A 15522-nucleotide genomic window follows, 5' to 3' on the forward strand; every position below is an offset into this window, starting at 1 on the left:
GGACTGGGCACGAAGCGCTCCGCCGTCAGCTCCGGCCGGCCCACGTACCCCACCGCAAGGCCCTCTCCTCCCACGTACAGCTCTCCCGGCACTCCCTCCGGCACCGGCTCCAGCTCTCCGTCCAGCAGCGCCCGCCCCGCCGCGAGCGACCGCCCCGTGAGGACCGCCCTCCCCGTGAGGACCGCCCGCCCCGCGAGGAGCGCGCGCGTGAGGAGCGTCCCCCCCGCGAGGAGCGCCCGCCACGGCCTCCCCGTGAGGACCGCCCCCCGAGAGACCCCAACTCCCTGCCCCGCGAGCTGACCTTCAAGCCGTTCAGCGCGCTGACGTCCGTGGCTCCGGCCAAGGACGGCGAGGGCTCCTCGGAGAGCTGAGGAAACTGAGGCACCATGGCGAAGAGGTTGGGAGAGCGCCTCATCGAGGCCGGCCTCGTCAACGCGGGGGCCGTGGAGCAGGGCCTGGAGCACCAGAAGATCACCGGCCACAAGCTGGGTGACTGTCTGGTGGAGCTGGGCCTGCTCCAGGAAGCGGCGCTGCTGCGCTTCCTGGCCTCCGAGTTCCAGACCCGGTTCGTCACCGCGGACAAGCTGGCCAAGGCGAAGATCGCCACCGAGGTGCTCGACAGGCTCCCCGTGCGCCTGGCCGAGGCGCAGAACGTGCTGCCGCTGGCCGTGGACCCGGAGCGCAAGCTGCTCTCCGTGGTCGCCGCCGAGCCGCAGAACAAGGCGCTGATGGACGAGATTGCCCTCGTCACCGGCATGTCGGAGGTCTACGCGTACGTGGGCCTGCGCAGCGCCATCGCCGCGGCCATCCGCAAGCACTACTACGGAGACCCCACCGCCTTCACCGCGCTGCTGGAGGGGGGCGGTGCCCAGGCCGCCTCGCCCGCCTTCCCCTCGCGCACGGGGGCCGCGGAGCACAACCGCACCAGCACGGGCCGCAGCACCATGACGGGGCTGAGCAGCCTCAACTACCGCATGGAGACGGACCCGCGCCTGCGGGTGCAGCGGCCCAGCAGCGCCACGCCGGCGGTCCGCCCCTCCACCCAGCGGCGCGAGCCGGGTGGCCCCCGGGGCATCGTCAGCGACAGCGACTACGTGGAGACGCTGGGCATCATGGTGGGCCTGCTGGAGCAGGACCGGCAGCGGCACCGCGGGCACTCGGCGCAGCTGGCGCGGCAGGCGGGCATCGTCGGCCAGCGCATGGGCATGCCCCACAAGGAGCTGGCGGCGCTGTCCATCGCCGCGTACCTGCACGACCTGGGCAAGCCGACCGAGCGCCACTTCTCCCTGGCCAGCAATGCCGTCAACCCGGACTGGAAGGCCCAGGCGAAGGTGGCCTGCCGCGCCCCCACGAAGCTGTTCGAGACGGTGCACCTGCCCGCGCAGGTCAACACCATCCTCGCGCAGCTCTATGAGGCGTGGGACGGCTCGGGCACGCCCCAGGGCGCCAAGGGCGAGGACATCACCCTGGGCGCGCGCATCCTCGCGGCGGTGGACAGCTTCCTGGAGCTGACGAAGAACCCGGGCAACGCGCACGGCAAGGCCTTCACCAAGGAGCAGGCGCTGGAGCACCTGCGGACGAACTCGGGCGTGCTCTATGACCCGGTGGTGGCGGACATCGTCATCCAGCTCCAGAGCGGCGAGCTGCTGCGCCACCGGCTGGAGAGCGAGGGCCGGCAGGTGCTCATCGTGGAGCCGGACGAGACGGCGCGCGGCGAGCTGCTGGAGGCCGTGCTGAAGCAGAAGCTGGTGGCCCACTCGCTGTCCACGCTGGAGGGCGCGCAGGACGGGCTCGCCCGGCAGGACTTCGACGTGCTGGCGGTGAGCCTCCGTCTGGGACAGCAGGAGGTGCTGGAGCTGCTCCAGCAGGCACGCTCGACGCCGGAGACCGCGGGGCTGCCCATTGCCGTGGTGGGCGAGCCGGATGCGGCCACCCGCGAGCGGCTGTTGATGAGCGGAGCCTCGGAGGTGCTGGCGCCGGGCGACAAGACGGTGGTCGCCAAGGCGGTGAGCGCCCTCCTGGAGGACCGGGTGCAGCACAACGGGCCGGGCCGCGTGGTGCGTGGCAGCTTCGACGAGCTGCCCCCGAAGGAGCTGCTGCGCACGCTCGCCGGGGGCCTGAAGAATGGGCGGCTGAACCTGCGCCAGCACACGCTGGAGGGCTACCTCCACCTGGAGCGTGGCCGGGTCGTCTTCGCTTCCTTCGGAGGCCACTCCGGGGAGCCCGCGCTCCAGGCCCTGCTGAAGCTGAAGCAGGCCGACTTCCAGTACGACCCGGACGCGCTGCTGCTGGACGTGCCGCAGATGGACCAGGACCTGCAGGACCTGCTGGCCCTGGCCAGCGCCGTCACCCCAGGCTGAGCGCGAAGAGGGAGGCGGCGTTGGCGGTGGTGGTCGCGGCCACCTCCTCCAGCGTCACGCCCTTCAGCTCCGCCACCTTGCGCGCCGTCTCCACCACGTGCGCGGGCTGGTTCTTCCGCCCGCGGTGCGGCACCGGTGCGAGGTAGGGGCTGTCCGTCTCCACCATCAGCCTGTCGAGCGGAGCGAAGCGCACCGCGTCCTGCAGCGCCTGCGCGTTCTTGTAGGTGACGACGCCGGACAGGGACAGGAAGAAGCCCAGGTCCAGGTAGCGCCGCGCCGCGGCCGTGTCCCCGGTGAAGCAGTGGATGACGCCCCGGGACAGCCCCGCCTCGCGAAGAATCCCCTCGCAGTCGTCGTGGGCGTCGCGCACGTGCACCACCAGCGGCTTGCCCAGCCCCCGCGCCAGGGCGCACTGCCGCCGGAAGACGGTGGCCTGCACCTCGCGGGGCGAGTGGTCGTAGTAGTAGTCCAGGCCCGCCTCCCCCACCGCGCGCACCTCCGGCCGGGCGCACGTCGCCTCCAGCGTGGCGAAGTCCGCCTCGGTGGCACGCGCGGCCTCGTGGGGGTGGATGCCCAGCGTGGGCGACAGGAAGTCCGGGTGCGCGGCGGCCAGCTCCAGCGCGTTGCCCCAGTCGCCCGGCCCCCGGAACTGCCCCACGACGATGGCGTGGACCAGGCCGGCGGCGCGGGCGCCGTCCAGGATGGCCACCACGTCCGGGTAGTCCTTCACCTCGAGATGACAATGGGCGTCGACCAGTCTCATGGCTCCTCCTGCACCAGCTCTTCCAGCTCCATGCGCCCTTCGGGTGTGGTGAAGGTGGAGATGGAGGCACGCACCCGCTCGCGGCCCTCGGGCAGGCCCAGCCGCCAGAGCGCATCCGCGGCGTCCAGGCGGAAGTCCTCGTCGGCGCTCCGCTCGTCCAGCAGCGCGAGCAGCCAGGGCAGCGCCCGCTCGTCGCCCAGCCGCCCCAGCCCGCGCGCGGCGGCGCCCCGGCACTCGTCCTTCGGGTCGTCCAGGATGGCCTTCAGTTGCTCCAGGGCCCCCGGGGCCTTCACCGCGCCGCACAGCTCCACGGCCAGCGCGCGGTCCGGGTTCCACTTCTTCTTCTGGGCCCGCTGGAGGAGGTACGTCGCCCCCTCCGGGTCTCCCAGCTCCGCCAGCACGCCCGCCGCCTGCGTCTTGTCGAAGGCGGGCAGCAGCCACCGGTGGAAGAGGCGCTTCACCGCCGGCAGTGCGCGGGCGTCCTTCAATTGCCCCAGCGCACCCAGGGCACGGAAGCGCAGCAGGTCCGCGTCCAGCGCCTCCAGCAACACCTCCAGGCCGGCGGCGTGCCCGAGCCCGGCGATGCCTCGCGCGGCCTCGAAGCGGACCTCCGGCATCGGGTCCTCCAGCATGCTGGCCAGCGCGCCGCGCAGGTCCTGCCGGTACAGGTCCGCCAGCCGGCCGGTGGCCTCCAGCCGCACCATCCACTCGTCGTCGCGCAGCCGGGGCAGGAGCGTTGCGGGCTGCTCGTCCTCGGGCAGCACCGCCGTGGCCAGGCGCACGCCCGCGCGGCGCACCTCCGGCTGCTTGTCCACCAGCAGCCGGGGGAGTGCGTCCACGAAGTCGGGCCCGCGCCCGGGAACCTCGGACGCGAGCTGGAAGAGCTGGTCCGCGGCCTCGGCCCGGAGCGCCGGGCGCTTCTCACGCTCCAGGGCCAGCAGGGCGCTGTCACGCTCGGCGCGCCAGTCCATCACCTCACTTCACCTCGCTGCCGGGCGGCATGTCACCCGGGTCCAGCAGCGACAGGTCCTTCCCTCCAGGCCCTGCCGTGAGGAGCATGCCGCGCGACTCGATTCCCTTGAGCTTGCGCGGCTTGAGGTTGGCCACCACCACCACGCGGCGCCCGGTGAGGGACTCCGGCGCGTATGCCTCCGCGATGCCGGAGACGATGGTGCGCGGGCCACCAGGCTCGCCCACGTCCACCGTGAGCTTCAGCAGCTTGTCCGCGTCCTTCACCTTCTCCGCGGCCAGCACCTTGCCCGACTTGAGCACCACCTTCGCGAAGTCCGCGTACTCGATTTCCCCCGTCGCATCACCGGAGCCCGCTCCAGCGCCCGCTCCGGGTGAGGCCTGGGTGGCCGGCTGCGGCGCGGCGGCGGGCTTCTTCTCCTTCTTCTCCTTGCCCTCCTTGGCGCCACCGGCCGGCTTCGCCTCCGCGGACTGCGGAGCCCCTTCCGCGGGCGCCTTGATGATGGCGTTGACGCGGTCCGGCTCCAGCCGGGGCAGCAGCGGCTCCGGGGTGCCGGTGGGACGGCTGCGGTCCAGCAGCGGGTACTTCGCGCCCTCCAGCGCCTGGAACGTCAGGGCCGGCGCGCCGAGCTGGGCGAACAGCTTCTCCGACAGACGCGGCGTCACCGGGGCGAGCAGCGCGCCCAGCAGGTACACCACGTCCGCCACGTCGGACAGGTCCGCGCGCGCGCCTTCGGCCGTCTCGGGCTTGCGGACGGCCGCCCACGGGGCCTGCGTCTGGACGAAGGCATTGGCGGCCGAGGCAATGTCGGTAATCACCCGGATGGCGTTGCGGTACTCGAGCTTCTCGAACGCGGCGCGCACCTCGGGCACGCGGGCGAGCGCGGACTCCACCAGCGCGCGGCCCGGCCCCTCGGTGCGGGCAGGCGCCAGCCGCTTCTCCAGCGGCCCCGCCAGCAGCGACAGGGCGCGGTTGGCCAGGTTGCACACGTTGTTGACCAGCTCGCCGTTCACCCGCTCGCGGAAGTCCTTGAGGTTGAGGTCCAGGTCCTCCACGCCCGCGCCCAGGTTGGCCGCGTAGAAGTAGCGCAGGTAGCTGGGGTCCAGTTGGTTCAGGTAGTCCCGGATTGGCACCATGGTGCCGCGGCTCTTGGCCATCTTCTCGCCATTCACCGTGAGGTGGCCGTGGACCTTGATTTCGTTCGGGATGTGGAAGCCCGCGACGTTGAGCACGGCCGGCCAGAACAGGGCATGGAAGTAGACGATGTCCTTGCCGATGAAGTGGATGATGCGCGAGGGGCTGCCGGCATCCCAGTAGTCCAGCGCGCTCTTCGCCTTCCCTGTCTCCTTCGCCCACTTCTCCGTGGTGGCGATGTAGCCGATGGGGGCGTCCAGCCAGACGTAGAAGTACTTGTCCGTCTCGCCCGGAATCGCGAAGCCGAAGTAGGGCCCGTCGCGGCTGATGTCCCAGTCCGCCAGGCCCTTCTCGAAGAAGCCCTGGAGCTGGGTGGCGAGGCCCGGGTGGATGAAGCCGGGCCGGCGCAGCACGGACTGGAGGAAGTCCGCGTGCCGGGACAGCTTGAAGAACAGGTGCTCGGAGTGCTTGCGCACCGGCGGCGTGCCGCACAGGGCACAGCGGGGCTCGATGAGGTCGGTGGGCGCGTAGGCCTTGCCGCACTTCTCGCAGGCGTCGCCGTACTGGTCCGTCGCCTTGCAGTTGGGACAGGTGCCCTTGATGAAGCGGTCCGGCAGGAAGCGGCGGTCCTTCTCGCAGTACGCCTGCTCGATGTTGCGCCGCTCGATGTCGCCCTTCTCCTTCAGCCGCCCGTAGATGAGCTCCGCGTAGTGGCGGTTCTCCGGCGAGTTGGTGGAGTGGAAGTAGTCGAAGCGGATGTCCAGGTCGTGGAAGTCCCGCTGGTGCTCGTCGTGGAAGCGGGCGATGAACTCCTCGGGCTTGACGCCCTGCTTCGCCGCGTTGATTTCGATGGGGGTGCCGTGGGTGTCGTCCGCGCAGAAGTAGACGACGTCCTTGCCGCACGAGCGGAGGAACCGGACGTAGATGTCCGTCTGGATGTACTCGACGGCGTGGCCGATGTGGGCAGAGCCGTTCGCGTAGGGCAGCGCGCTGGTGACGAGGATTCTCTCAGCCATGGATTCTCCTGAGGGCGGCGGACCTTAGCCGCTCGGGTGGCCGAGGTCATCGACGGCGTGAGGCCCGCGTGCACGAATGCACCGCGGGGCCGTAGATGTTATCGACCGGATACGCATGTGCACCATCGTCATCCTGCGCCAGGTCCACCCCGAGTGGCCGCTGGTGCTCGCGGCCAACCGGGACGAGTTCTTCGCCCGCCCCGCCACCGGTCCCCAGGTTCTCCGGGAGTCCCCTCGCGTCGTCGGAGGACGGGACGTGGAGCGGGGTGGCACGTGGATGGGTGTTACTAACGAAGGGCTCTTCGTGGGCCTGACGAACCAGCGGGGCGGGCGAGGCCAGGGGCCGGCCGCCCGCTCGCGGGGCGAGGTGGTGCTGCGCGCCCTGGAAGCGGGGAGCGTGGAGGCCATCGAGCGCTACCTGGACACCCTCCCGGGCGACGAGTTCCTCCCCTTCAACCTCCTCTATGGGGACGCGCGGGTGCTCCGCGTGGCCTACGCCCGGCCCGGGGAGAAGCGGCTGCGACGGGAGGACGTGCCCCCCGGCATCCACGTGCTGCCCAATGACGTGCTGGACTCGCCCGCGCTGCCCAAGGTGGAGCGGGCCCGGCTGCTGGCGGCGGAGGTGGCCCACCGGCCCTGGCCGGAGCTGGAGGCCGGACTGAAGGCGCTCCTGGCGGACGCGACGCTGCCGGACCTGGCGCATGTGCCCACACCGCCGGCCGGCGAGGACCTGCCGCGCGACTTCCTGAGGCAGCTCCAGGCGCTCTGCATCCACACGCCCGCCTACGGCACGCGCTCCTCGGCCATCGTCACGCTCGCGCCAGGGCACGTGGGGCACTACCTCTCCACGGAGACGGCGCCCTGCCAGGGCCCGTGGCGGGACGTCACCGGACTGCTCGCGCCGCCCGCCACCTCGGCCAACGGCTGAGGCCGCGAGCCCCGGGGCGGTGGGCCCGAGCCGACGGCTCCCGCAGGCCCCAAAAGAAAACCGCCCCCGGAGCGCGAGGCCCCGGAGGCGCTTGTCCAGCGGAGGTCCGGGCTTCAGGCGCCCGGTCCCTCCGTCCTGCGCGTCAGGCTAGTACGTCGCCTTGAGCGAGGCGCCGCTGAAGGCCGAGTAGCCACGCAGCAGGATGTAGAAGCGGCCCGCGGCCGTCTTCGCCGCGATGTTGCACGTCTCGTTGTTGCCGGAGAGGTACGGGCGGCAGTCGTACGCGGTCGTCGTGGGCGCCGAGTTGAAGCGCACGTACATGTCCGCGTCACCCGTGCCGCCGCTCAGGGCGAAGGTGGAAGCGCGGCTGGCCGGCACGTCGATGCAGAAGAACTGCTGCGAGCTGGCGGCGCCGGAGATGCCCGTGCGCGCCACGCCGTTGGTCAGCAGGGTGCACGTCGGAGGAGGCGTCGTCACGCCCACGCCCACGGCCTCCCAGGCCTTGTTCACCGCGTCCTGCTCCGCCGTGGTGTAGCCGAGCAGCGACGCGGCCTGCGCCGTGTACGTCTTCGCCTGGGCGAAGGTGGTGCCCGTGCCCATCAGGTCCGTGTTGGCCTTGTAGAAGATGCGCGCGGCCTTCTCCACGCCCAGCGCCGGCACCGTCACCGTCGTCTTGGCGCGCGGGTGCGTGCCACCCGTGGACAGCAGCTTGAACGCCAGGTTGGCGATGCCCGAGTTCCAGTGCACGCCGCCGTTGTCGGAGGTGCCCGTGTAGCGCTCGGGGTAGTAGTCCTTGGACGAGCCGTCCTGCGTCGGGTTCGCCATGTAGCGGAGGGCGTCACCCGCGGTGGCCGGGGTCCAGATGTCCTCGCCAATCAGCCACACGTCCGTGCCCGTGGCCCAGCCCGTGGACCAGCTCTCGCAGACGGCCGCGAAGATGTCGGACATGCCCTCGTTCAGCGCGCCGGACTCGTTGGAGTACGTGAGGTTGGACTCGGACGACGTCACGGCGTGCGTCAGCTCGTGCACCGTCACGTCCGCGTCGCGGCCCAGCTGGCCGGAGTTCACCCCGTCGCCGTCGCCGTACACCATCTGGGTGCCGTTCCAGAAGGCGTTCACGTAGTTGCTGCTGTAGTGCACGCTGCTGCGCATCTGCGCGCCCGCGTTGTTGTACGAGTCGCGGTTGAAGATGGTCTTGTAGCAGTCGTAGGTGAAGCCGAGCATGTCGTAGTTGATGTCGACATGCGCGTCGCCCGCGGCCGCGCCACCCTCGCTGCGGCGCAGGGTGCCGGGCAGAGAGGTGCCGTTGTTGGAGGTGTACACCGCGCGGTTCTTCGCCGCGTGGATGTCGGAGGTGCGGTCGGCCACGACGCCCGTGGTGGCATCCACATAGACGTGGTCGCGGATGGGCAGGTCGGCGCCCTCACCCGTCACCACCACCTCGAAGGCCAGCGTCAGCTTCTGGCCGTGGCCGGCGCGCAGGTAGACGAGCCGGGGCTGGCCGTCCACCTCGAGGCGGGTGCCCACGGTGTTGCGCAGGGCGGCCGTCACCGCCGACTGGGGCGCGATGCGCGCCCGGACGGGTACGCCGAACTCGCCGTCACGGGCCGAGCCGTTGGCCATGACGATGTTGCCCTCCGGGTCCAGGTGGACGATGAGCTCCTGGCCCACCACCGGGAGGTTGTTCTTCATCTGGTTGTAGCGGATGTGGGTGTAGCCCAGGTCATCCACGTTGACCCGGCTCACCACCAGGTCCTCGGCGCGCAGGCGGAAGCTGCCGGCGATGTTCGGCAGCGCCGCGCTGACGGCACGCACCGTGTCCGCGCCCGCGAAGCCGCGCAGCGCGCTGTCCGCGGAACCCAGGTTGCCGCGGATGAAGAAGGGAACGCCGTCGTCATGCCGGCCCACCACCTCGACGCCGGGCATGGCGGCAAGGGAGCTCGTCACTTCCGAGAGCTCGTCCGGCTTCTGCACATCTTGCGTCGTCGCGTCACCGCCCACTTCGCAGGCGGTCAGGGGGAGGACCAACAGGGCGGTAAGAATACGGGTTCGAACCAAGGGGGATGGCTCCTGTGCGCCTGGCGGCGGTGCGCCGACGGGCGACTCCCCTTGAGCACGGTTCGGGCCAACGCCTTGAGCCCCTGCGATACCCTCTATTAGCCCCGCGCCGCCGGTTGCCCGACTGGCACACGGATGTCCCGTATCGCGCGCAACGAATGTATGGGGTATTTACAGAAAAGCCGGGAAAACGCGTTCGCTCATTCTGCGACAGCATCTTCTACCGCTGTCCTCCCAAGCGACACACCAGCAGTGACAGTGTCTGGTTTGAGGACAGGGATTACTCTACTCAAGAATGTTTGGCATTGCAACCTTCCGCGGGTAGCAAATGCCCTCAAACCGACGCGCTGGGACCGGGCTCACCCACGAGCACGCGCGCGCGCCCGTCCATGGAGAGCGTCACCTCCTCCACGGTGGCGAAGCCGGCCCCTCGGGCCAGCTCGGCCAGGTGCCGCATCCATGGGTTGTAGGGCATGCCGTTGTCCGAGCAGCACGGCACCACGGCGAAGGGCAGCCGGTGCCGCGCGGCGTATTCGATGATGACGCGGGTGGCGCCGTCCGGGTGCATGCCCACCACCAGCTCCGCCTCGCACGGCTCCTCGAGCGTGAAGATGCGCTGGGCGTAGGTGACGGGCAGGTGCTTGTGGCGCAGGTCGAAGGTGGTGACGGCGCGGCCGCGCTTCGTCAGCGCCTCGTTGAGACGCCCCTGGCCCCCGGCCACGTCGAAGACGCGAGGGGCCACGAAGCGCGATACGAGGAAATCCGCGAAGAGGTCGAAGCGACGCTTGTCCGCCATACGCGCCTCCTCTACCCGAGCCCGGGCGCCCATGCACCCGGAAGCGGCACAAAGGGGGCCGGGCCGGCGGGCCCTCCCCCCGCCTTCCGGGGTCCGCTCAGGGGCGGAGGCACACCGTGGCCAGCAGGCGCTCAATCACCAGCCGCCCGTTGGCCGAGGACTTCAGGGCCAGGTCCCCCTCCGCACACGCCACCAGCGCGCCCAGCAGCTCCCGGCGCTCGTAGCCGGCGGCGGCCTTCATGCTGAAGGTCAGCGCCCACGCATTGGGCATCTTCCGCTTGGTGCCCTTCAGCTCCGACTCCAGCCTGGGCAGCACACGGGCCTCCACGTCCTTGGCCGTGCGCGGCGGGTTGCCGCCGGCATAGCGCCACAGCCACTCATGGCTCTCCAGCAGGGTGCGGACGATGGAGGCCACCGCGCCCAGCAGCTGCAGCGCGTGGGTGCCCTGCCCCATGGCGTCATTGGCGTAGGCGAGCGCCCCGCCGAAGTCGCGCTTCTGCAGCGCCTCGGACAGCTCGAAGAACTCCTCCTCGCGGGCGTGGTGGACCAGCATGGCCACGTCCGCCTTCTCGATTGCCGGCCCCTCCGAGTACGTGGCCAGCTTCTCCAGCTCCGACTGGAGCAGGCGGATGTTGCCGCCGATGCGCTCCTTCAGCTCGTCCAGCGCGCCGGGCCCCAGCTTCTTCTTGAAGGGCGCCAGGAACTCCTTGGCGATGTCGGAGAGGTCCAGGTCCTTGTGGCGCGCGGCCACCTTGCGCTCGACGACGTGGCCCTTGTCCTGGGCCAGCTTCACCAGCGGATTCTTGGCGTCCACCTCCGAGGCCGCCATGACGAGCGCGTGCCCGGACGGAACCCCCTTCTGGATGAGCTCCAGCAGCGCGGTGGCGTCCCCCTCCGGCGCGGAGATGCGCTCCTCGCGGCAGAAGGCGGCGGCCTCCGCGAGGAAGGCGAGGTCCGCCTCCGCGAGGTCCACGTTGAGCTCGTCCTTCCACTGCTCCACGGACGGCGCGCCGGACTTGCCCGGGTCCAGCTGCTCCACGCCCCAGCCCGCGCGCGCCGCCAGCGCCAGCAGCCGCCGTGCGCCCTCCTTCCGCTTGCCCGCCTTCCACGCCTCGCGCGCCTTGCCGAGCGCGTCCCCCCTCCCCTTCTTGGGCGCGAGGAACTCCGGGTCCCTCACCAGGACGACCTTGCGCCCGGGGAACAGCGGCATGGTGGCCAGCTCCTGGGCCACCTCGCGGGGGCTGCCCGCGTCCAGCACGGCCAGGTTGAGCCCCATGGCCGCGTCCGGCACCAGCACCTTCACCAGCTCGTCGGCGCCCTTGCGGACCAGGAACTCCTCACCCCACAGGAGGTACAGCGGCGCCACCTTGCCCGCCTTCACTTCCTTCAGCACGTCATCCAGGTCGGCGCTCACCGTGCTGCCTCCGTGAACAGCTCAATCAACATGCGCTCCAGTTGCAGCCGGGGCGCGCCGTTGCGGGCAATGGCCGCGCGCGTGCCCTCCAGCAGCGAGTGGCGCCGGTGCAGCAGGGCCTCGGAGGTGCGGGCGGCCGCCTCGCGCGCCAGCGCCTTCAAGTCCCGGTTGGCCAGCGACTCCTCCAGCCCCACGCGCGCCAGCGCCACGTCGCGCGTCCACAGCACCAGCAGCTCCAGCGCGCCCTCCGCGTCCTCGCGCGAGCCGCCGTGCGCCTCCGCGAAGCGCAAGAGGCCCACCGCGTCCTCGCCGCGCAGCGCCTCGAAGGCGGTGAGCATGTCCTTCCGCTGGGAGAGCGCGTCCACGTCCAGCGCCAGCGCGCGGCCCAGGCTGCCTCCGGCCATGACGGCCGCGAGCGCGGCGGTGTCCGCGTCCAACTTGCGCTCCTGCTGCACGCGCTGGGCGACCAGCTCCATCGGCAGCGGGTTGAAGTGCACCTTGCTGCACCGGCTGCGGATGGTGGGCAGCAGCCGGTCCATGGCGTTGGCCACCATGATGAGGGTGGTCTCCGAGGGCGGCTCCTCCAGCGTCTTCAGGAAGGCGTTCTGCGCCTGCACGTTCAGCGTCTGCGCGGAGACGATGATGGCCACCTTGCGCTTCGACTCCAGCCCCCGCAGCGCCAGCCGCTCCTGGAGGCCGCGAATCTGCTCCACGCGCAGCTCGCGGCTGGGCGTGCCCGTGAAGTCCGAGCGCCCCGCCAGCCCGCGCGACACCCGCTCCTCGTCCGGCATCACCCACGTCACGTCGGGGTGCAAGCCCCTGTCCACCCGCACACAGCTCGCGCAGGTGCCGCAGCCCACGTCCGGCTGCTCGGGGCACGTCAGCGCCTGGGCCAGCCCCACCGCCGCCAGCTCCTTGCCCACACCCTCCGGCCCGGCGAAGAGATACGCATGGTGCACCGCGCCGCCACGCAGTGCCGCCTGGAGTGAATCAATCGCGCGCGGCTGTCCCAGCACCGATGCCAACGTCATGAGGCGTGTATCCCCGGAGGTAGGCCACCCGTCAACAAGCTGCCTTGACCCACCTGTAACGCGCTGGTGACATGCGGGGCCCTTGCTTTCCTTCCTCCAGAGCAATCTGTCCCTAGCCGTGGGTGCGCTGCTGGCGCTGGTGATGCTGGCGGTGCGCACCGGCACCTCGGACAAGGACCTGCGCCGAGACCTGAACGGCGCCATCCGGCTGCTCTTCGCCTTCCTGGTGCTGCGGCTGGCGGCCTGGGCCCTGCCCCTGACAACGCCCCAGGCCGTGCTGACGGCCTTCCGGGTCGGCTGGATGCTGACCTTCGCCTTCGGCGTCATCCGCGGGTGCGTGGGCTTCGGGCTGAAGCTGATGCGCCTGCGGGCCCACTCCGTGGCGCCGCCCAAGATCCTCCGGGACGTCATCGACTTCACGCTGTACGCGCTGGCCGCGGTGCCCATCCTCAAGACGCAGCTGTCGCTGGACCTCACCGGGCTGGTGGCCACGTCCGCGGTGCTGTCGGTGGTGATGGGCCTGGCGCTCCAGGAGACGCTGGGCAACCTGTTCGCGGGCCTGTCGCTGCAGTTGGACCGCCCCTTCGAGGTGGGGCACTTCATCCGCATCGGCAACCACGCCGGGCGCGTGGTGTACATCGGCTGGCGCTCCATCCGCCTGGCCACCTTCCGGCGCGAGGTCATCACCCTGCCCAACAGCATGGTGGCCAAGGAGCTGGTGCAGAACTTCTCCGAGGACCAGGAGCCGGTAGGCGTCGACGTGGAGATTCGAATCTCCCACGACGCTCCGCCCAACCAGGTGAAGGCCGCGTTGCTGGAGGTGATGCGGGAGATTCCACAGATTCTCGTGGAGCCGCCGCCGCTGTCCCGCACACTGGCGTACGACGAGTCGTGCATCCGCTACATGGTGCGCTTCTTCCTGGCGGACTACGGGCTGGCGGACACGGTGAAGGAGGACCTGCACACGCGGCTGTGGTACCGGCTGCGCCGGGAGAACATCGAGATTCCCTACCCGCAGCGCACGGTGCACGTGCGGCAGGAGCTGGCGCGCACGGAGCTGTCCGAGGACACGGTGCGCGGGCTGCTGCGCGCGGTGGACCTCTTCCATCCGCTGGGCCCGGAGGACCTGGACCGGCTGCGCCAGGAGGTGCTGGTGCGCCGCTTCGGCAAGGGTGAGCGCATCATCCAGGAAGGCGACGAGGGCCGCACCTTCTACGTCCTGGCCTCCGGAGAAGTCAGCGTGCGCGCCGGGAAGGCCCAGGCGGAGGTGACTCGGCTGGGGCGCGGGGGATACTTCGGCGAGATGTCGCTGCTGACGGGCGAGAAGCGCGCGGCCACGGTGGTGGCGGTGGAGGACTCGCTGCTGCTGGAGGTGGACCGGCCCACCTTCGCGCGCATGTTCGAGCAGTACCCCGGGCTGGCGCGGCAGCTGTCCGCCCTGCTCGCGCAGCGGCGCACCCAGCTGCGCGCCATGGCCCAGGCCAGCGGTGGCGGCTCGGACGCCATCCCCGCCGAGGTGGGCCGGATTCTCGGCCGCCTGCGCCAGATTTTCGGGCTCAGCGCCACGCAGGACTGAGCCGACGGCGGAGCCTGGCCCGCTGCCTCTGGCCGCCCTGCCGGCGGTGCATGCGGGAGGGATGCCGAAGGAATGCGGATTCCATGAGGAAGGGCCCGGGGCGCGCGAGGTCTTCTGCGCGCGCCCCATGCAGCCTGAAATCAAAGGAGACCGCACCGTGTCCGGACGACCCTTCTCCCGTGTAGCCCTGATGGCCCTCGCCCTGTGGGCCATGACCCCCGCCTGTCGGACCACGTCGCCTGCCGTGAAGGAGGCCACTCCCTCCATGCGGGCGGACCTCCAGTCCTTGGAGGAGCGCCTCGACCGGCTCCGCATGGCACCGGCCTCGCCGGAGGTCCAGCAGGCCATGACGGAGCTCACGCTGGAGCTGGAAGAGGCCGTGCGCCGAGAGCCGCGCAATGCCCACCTGCACTACCTGGTCGGGCGCGCCTGGTTCTATGCCGAGCGCGACGACGAAGCAGGCCGTGCCTTCGATGAAGCACTGCGGCTCGCGCCCGAGGTCGCCGAGTACCACTACCTGCGAGGCTTCTATCTGCGCTTCCGTCAGGACCTCGACGGCGCCGCGGCGGAACTCACCCGGGCCACCGAGCTGGCCCCTGGCAAGGCGAAGTACCACGCACAGCTTGGCGACACCCTGGCGCAGAAGAAGGACCTGCCAGGCGCCCTGTCGGCCTACCAGCGGGCACTGGCCATCGACCCCGAGCACGCGGAGTCCCTGCGCGGAAGGGGCCAGGTGCTGATGGAGCAGGGCCGGACCGACGAGGGCGTGGCGCTGCTGGAGAAGGCGGCGGCCCGGGGGACGCTGGATGACGTCACCCTGCGGTACAACCTGGGCCTGCACTTCCAGCTCGCGGGGAAGCACGCGCGGGCCCTCGAACACTTCCAGGCCGCGAGCCTGAAGGCGCCGGAGGATTGGAGGATTCTCGCCAAGCTCGTCCAGGAGCATCAGGCGCTCGGGCAGCGGGCCGAGCGCGACGCACGGCTGGTGGCGCTGCGCCGGCTGAAGCAGCGCGGAGGGGTGGACAGCCCCTTCTTTGTGCGCGAGCAGTTCCAGGAAGCGGGCCAGAAAGTGATGGTGTTCGAGCACTTCGAGCTCGAGGGCGAGCGCGCGGTGCGCTACCGCTTCGAGGTGATCAGCGCCGATGGGGAGTCCATCCAGCGCACACTCAGCCTGGGCTCCTACGATTTCACCAACGCCGTCACACAAAACCGGACGCCGGGAGTGCGACTCTTCCACCTCGACGGCTACTTCCCGGACAACTCCCACCAGACGTTCGCCTTCTTCAATGGCGAGCCGTCCTACGACGACACGCGGGAGCTGATCGTCGAGGTGCTGCGCGGCGAGCGGAAGCCCGTCTCGGGGACCCGCATCATCCGGAAGGACTGACGCCCCGCCCCCAAAATCCCCTTGGGCCTCCAAGGACTCCTTCGACAGCCGCGTGCAGGCCAGCCGCGCCCCGTGAAGCAGGGAGGCAG

Annotated in this window: 11 protein-coding genes; 4 read left to right on the forward strand and 7 right to left on the reverse strand. The window is 70.8% G+C overall.

Going from position 1 to position 15522, the window contains the following annotated elements; all coding sequences use genetic code 11:
• Nucleotides 1-386 precede the first annotated feature (386 nt).
• Nucleotides 387-2360, forward strand: a complete 1974-nt coding sequence (locus G4D85_RS28070) for an HD domain-containing phosphohydrolase (protein WP_164017095.1) — start codon at nucleotides 387-389, stop codon at nucleotides 2358-2360.
• Here G4D85_RS28070 and G4D85_RS28075 read toward each other — a convergent pair.
• Genes G4D85_RS28075 through metG form a run of 3 tightly spaced genes read right to left on the reverse strand, consistent with a single transcriptional unit; the run spans nucleotide 2347 to nucleotide 6243 of the window.
• The gene (locus G4D85_RS28075; protein WP_164017096.1) at nucleotides 2347-3123 is read right to left on the reverse strand and encodes a TatD family hydrolase; all 777 of its coding nucleotides are present in this window, start codon (nucleotides 3121-3123) and stop codon (nucleotides 2347-2349) included. The two genes, G4D85_RS28070 and G4D85_RS28075, sit on opposite strands and share 14 nt — an antisense overlap.
• Nucleotides 3120-4097, reverse strand: coding sequence for a HEAT repeat domain-containing protein (locus G4D85_RS28080; protein WP_205525744.1), 978 nt, complete (start codon nucleotides 4095-4097; stop codon nucleotides 3120-3122). Before G4D85_RS28080 ends, G4D85_RS28075 begins: the two co-directional genes overlap by 4 nt.
• Nucleotide 4098: 1 nt before the next feature.
• Nucleotides 4099-6243, reverse strand: a complete 2145-nt coding sequence (gene metG, locus G4D85_RS28085) for a methionine--tRNA ligase (protein ID WP_164017098.1) — start codon at nucleotides 6241-6243, stop codon at nucleotides 4099-4101.
• A 115-nt stretch (nucleotides 6244-6358) separates the two neighbouring features.
• Between metG and G4D85_RS28090 the strand changes: the two genes are divergently transcribed.
• The gene (locus G4D85_RS28090; protein ID WP_164017099.1) at nucleotides 6359-7171 is read left to right on the forward strand and encodes an NRDE family protein; all 813 of its coding nucleotides are present in this window, start codon (nucleotides 6359-6361) and stop codon (nucleotides 7169-7171) included.
• A gap of 147 nt (nucleotides 7172-7318) precedes the next feature.
• Here the strand turns inward: G4D85_RS28090 and G4D85_RS28095 are convergent, their stop codons facing one another.
• The 4 genes from G4D85_RS28095 to holB form a co-directional block, all read right to left on the reverse strand.
• The gene (locus G4D85_RS28095) at nucleotides 7319-9229 is read right to left on the reverse strand and encodes a M4 family metallopeptidase (RefSeq protein ID WP_164017100.1); all 1911 of its coding nucleotides are present in this window, start codon (nucleotides 9227-9229) and stop codon (nucleotides 7319-7321) included.
• Nucleotides 9230-9563: 334 nt separating this feature from the next.
• Nucleotides 9564-10025 carry a hypothetical protein gene (locus G4D85_RS28100; protein WP_164017101.1) on the reverse strand — a complete coding sequence of 154 codons (462 nt, stop codon included), beginning with the start codon at nucleotides 10023-10025 and terminating at the stop codon, nucleotides 9564-9566.
• A 97-nt stretch (nucleotides 10026-10122) separates the two neighbouring features.
• Nucleotides 10123-11439, reverse strand: coding sequence for a DNA polymerase III subunit delta (gene holA / locus G4D85_RS28105; protein ID WP_164017102.1), 1317 nt, complete (start codon nucleotides 11437-11439; stop codon nucleotides 10123-10125).
• Complete coding sequence (gene holB, locus G4D85_RS28110) at nucleotides 11436-12470, reverse strand: DNA polymerase III subunit delta' (RefSeq protein ID WP_164017103.1); 1035 nt, start codon at nucleotides 12468-12470, stop codon at nucleotides 11436-11438. The genes holA and holB overlap by 4 nt, the downstream gene beginning before the upstream one ends.
• 82 nt (nucleotides 12471-12552) lie before the next feature.
• On the opposite strand from holB, the gene G4D85_RS28115 reads away from it, so the two are divergent.
• Together G4D85_RS28115 and G4D85_RS28120 are read left to right on the forward strand one after the other, a co-directional pair.
• Nucleotides 12553-14046 carry a mechanosensitive ion channel family protein gene (locus G4D85_RS28115; RefSeq protein ID WP_240359539.1) on the forward strand — a complete coding sequence of 498 codons (1494 nt, stop codon included), beginning with the start codon at nucleotides 12553-12555 and terminating at the stop codon, nucleotides 14044-14046.
• Between the two features lie 265 nt (nucleotides 14047-14311).
• On the forward strand, nucleotides 14312-15433 hold the full coding sequence (locus tag G4D85_RS28120) for a tetratricopeptide repeat protein (protein ID WP_205525745.1): 1122 nt from the start codon (nucleotides 14312-14314) through the stop codon (nucleotides 15431-15433).
• The last annotated feature ends 89 nt before the right edge of the window (nucleotides 15434-15522 follow it).

The sequence above is a fragment of the Pyxidicoccus trucidator genome (assembly GCF_010894435.1).
Lineage (GTDB): Bacteria > Myxococcota > Myxococcia > Myxococcales > Myxococcaceae > Myxococcus > Myxococcus trucidator.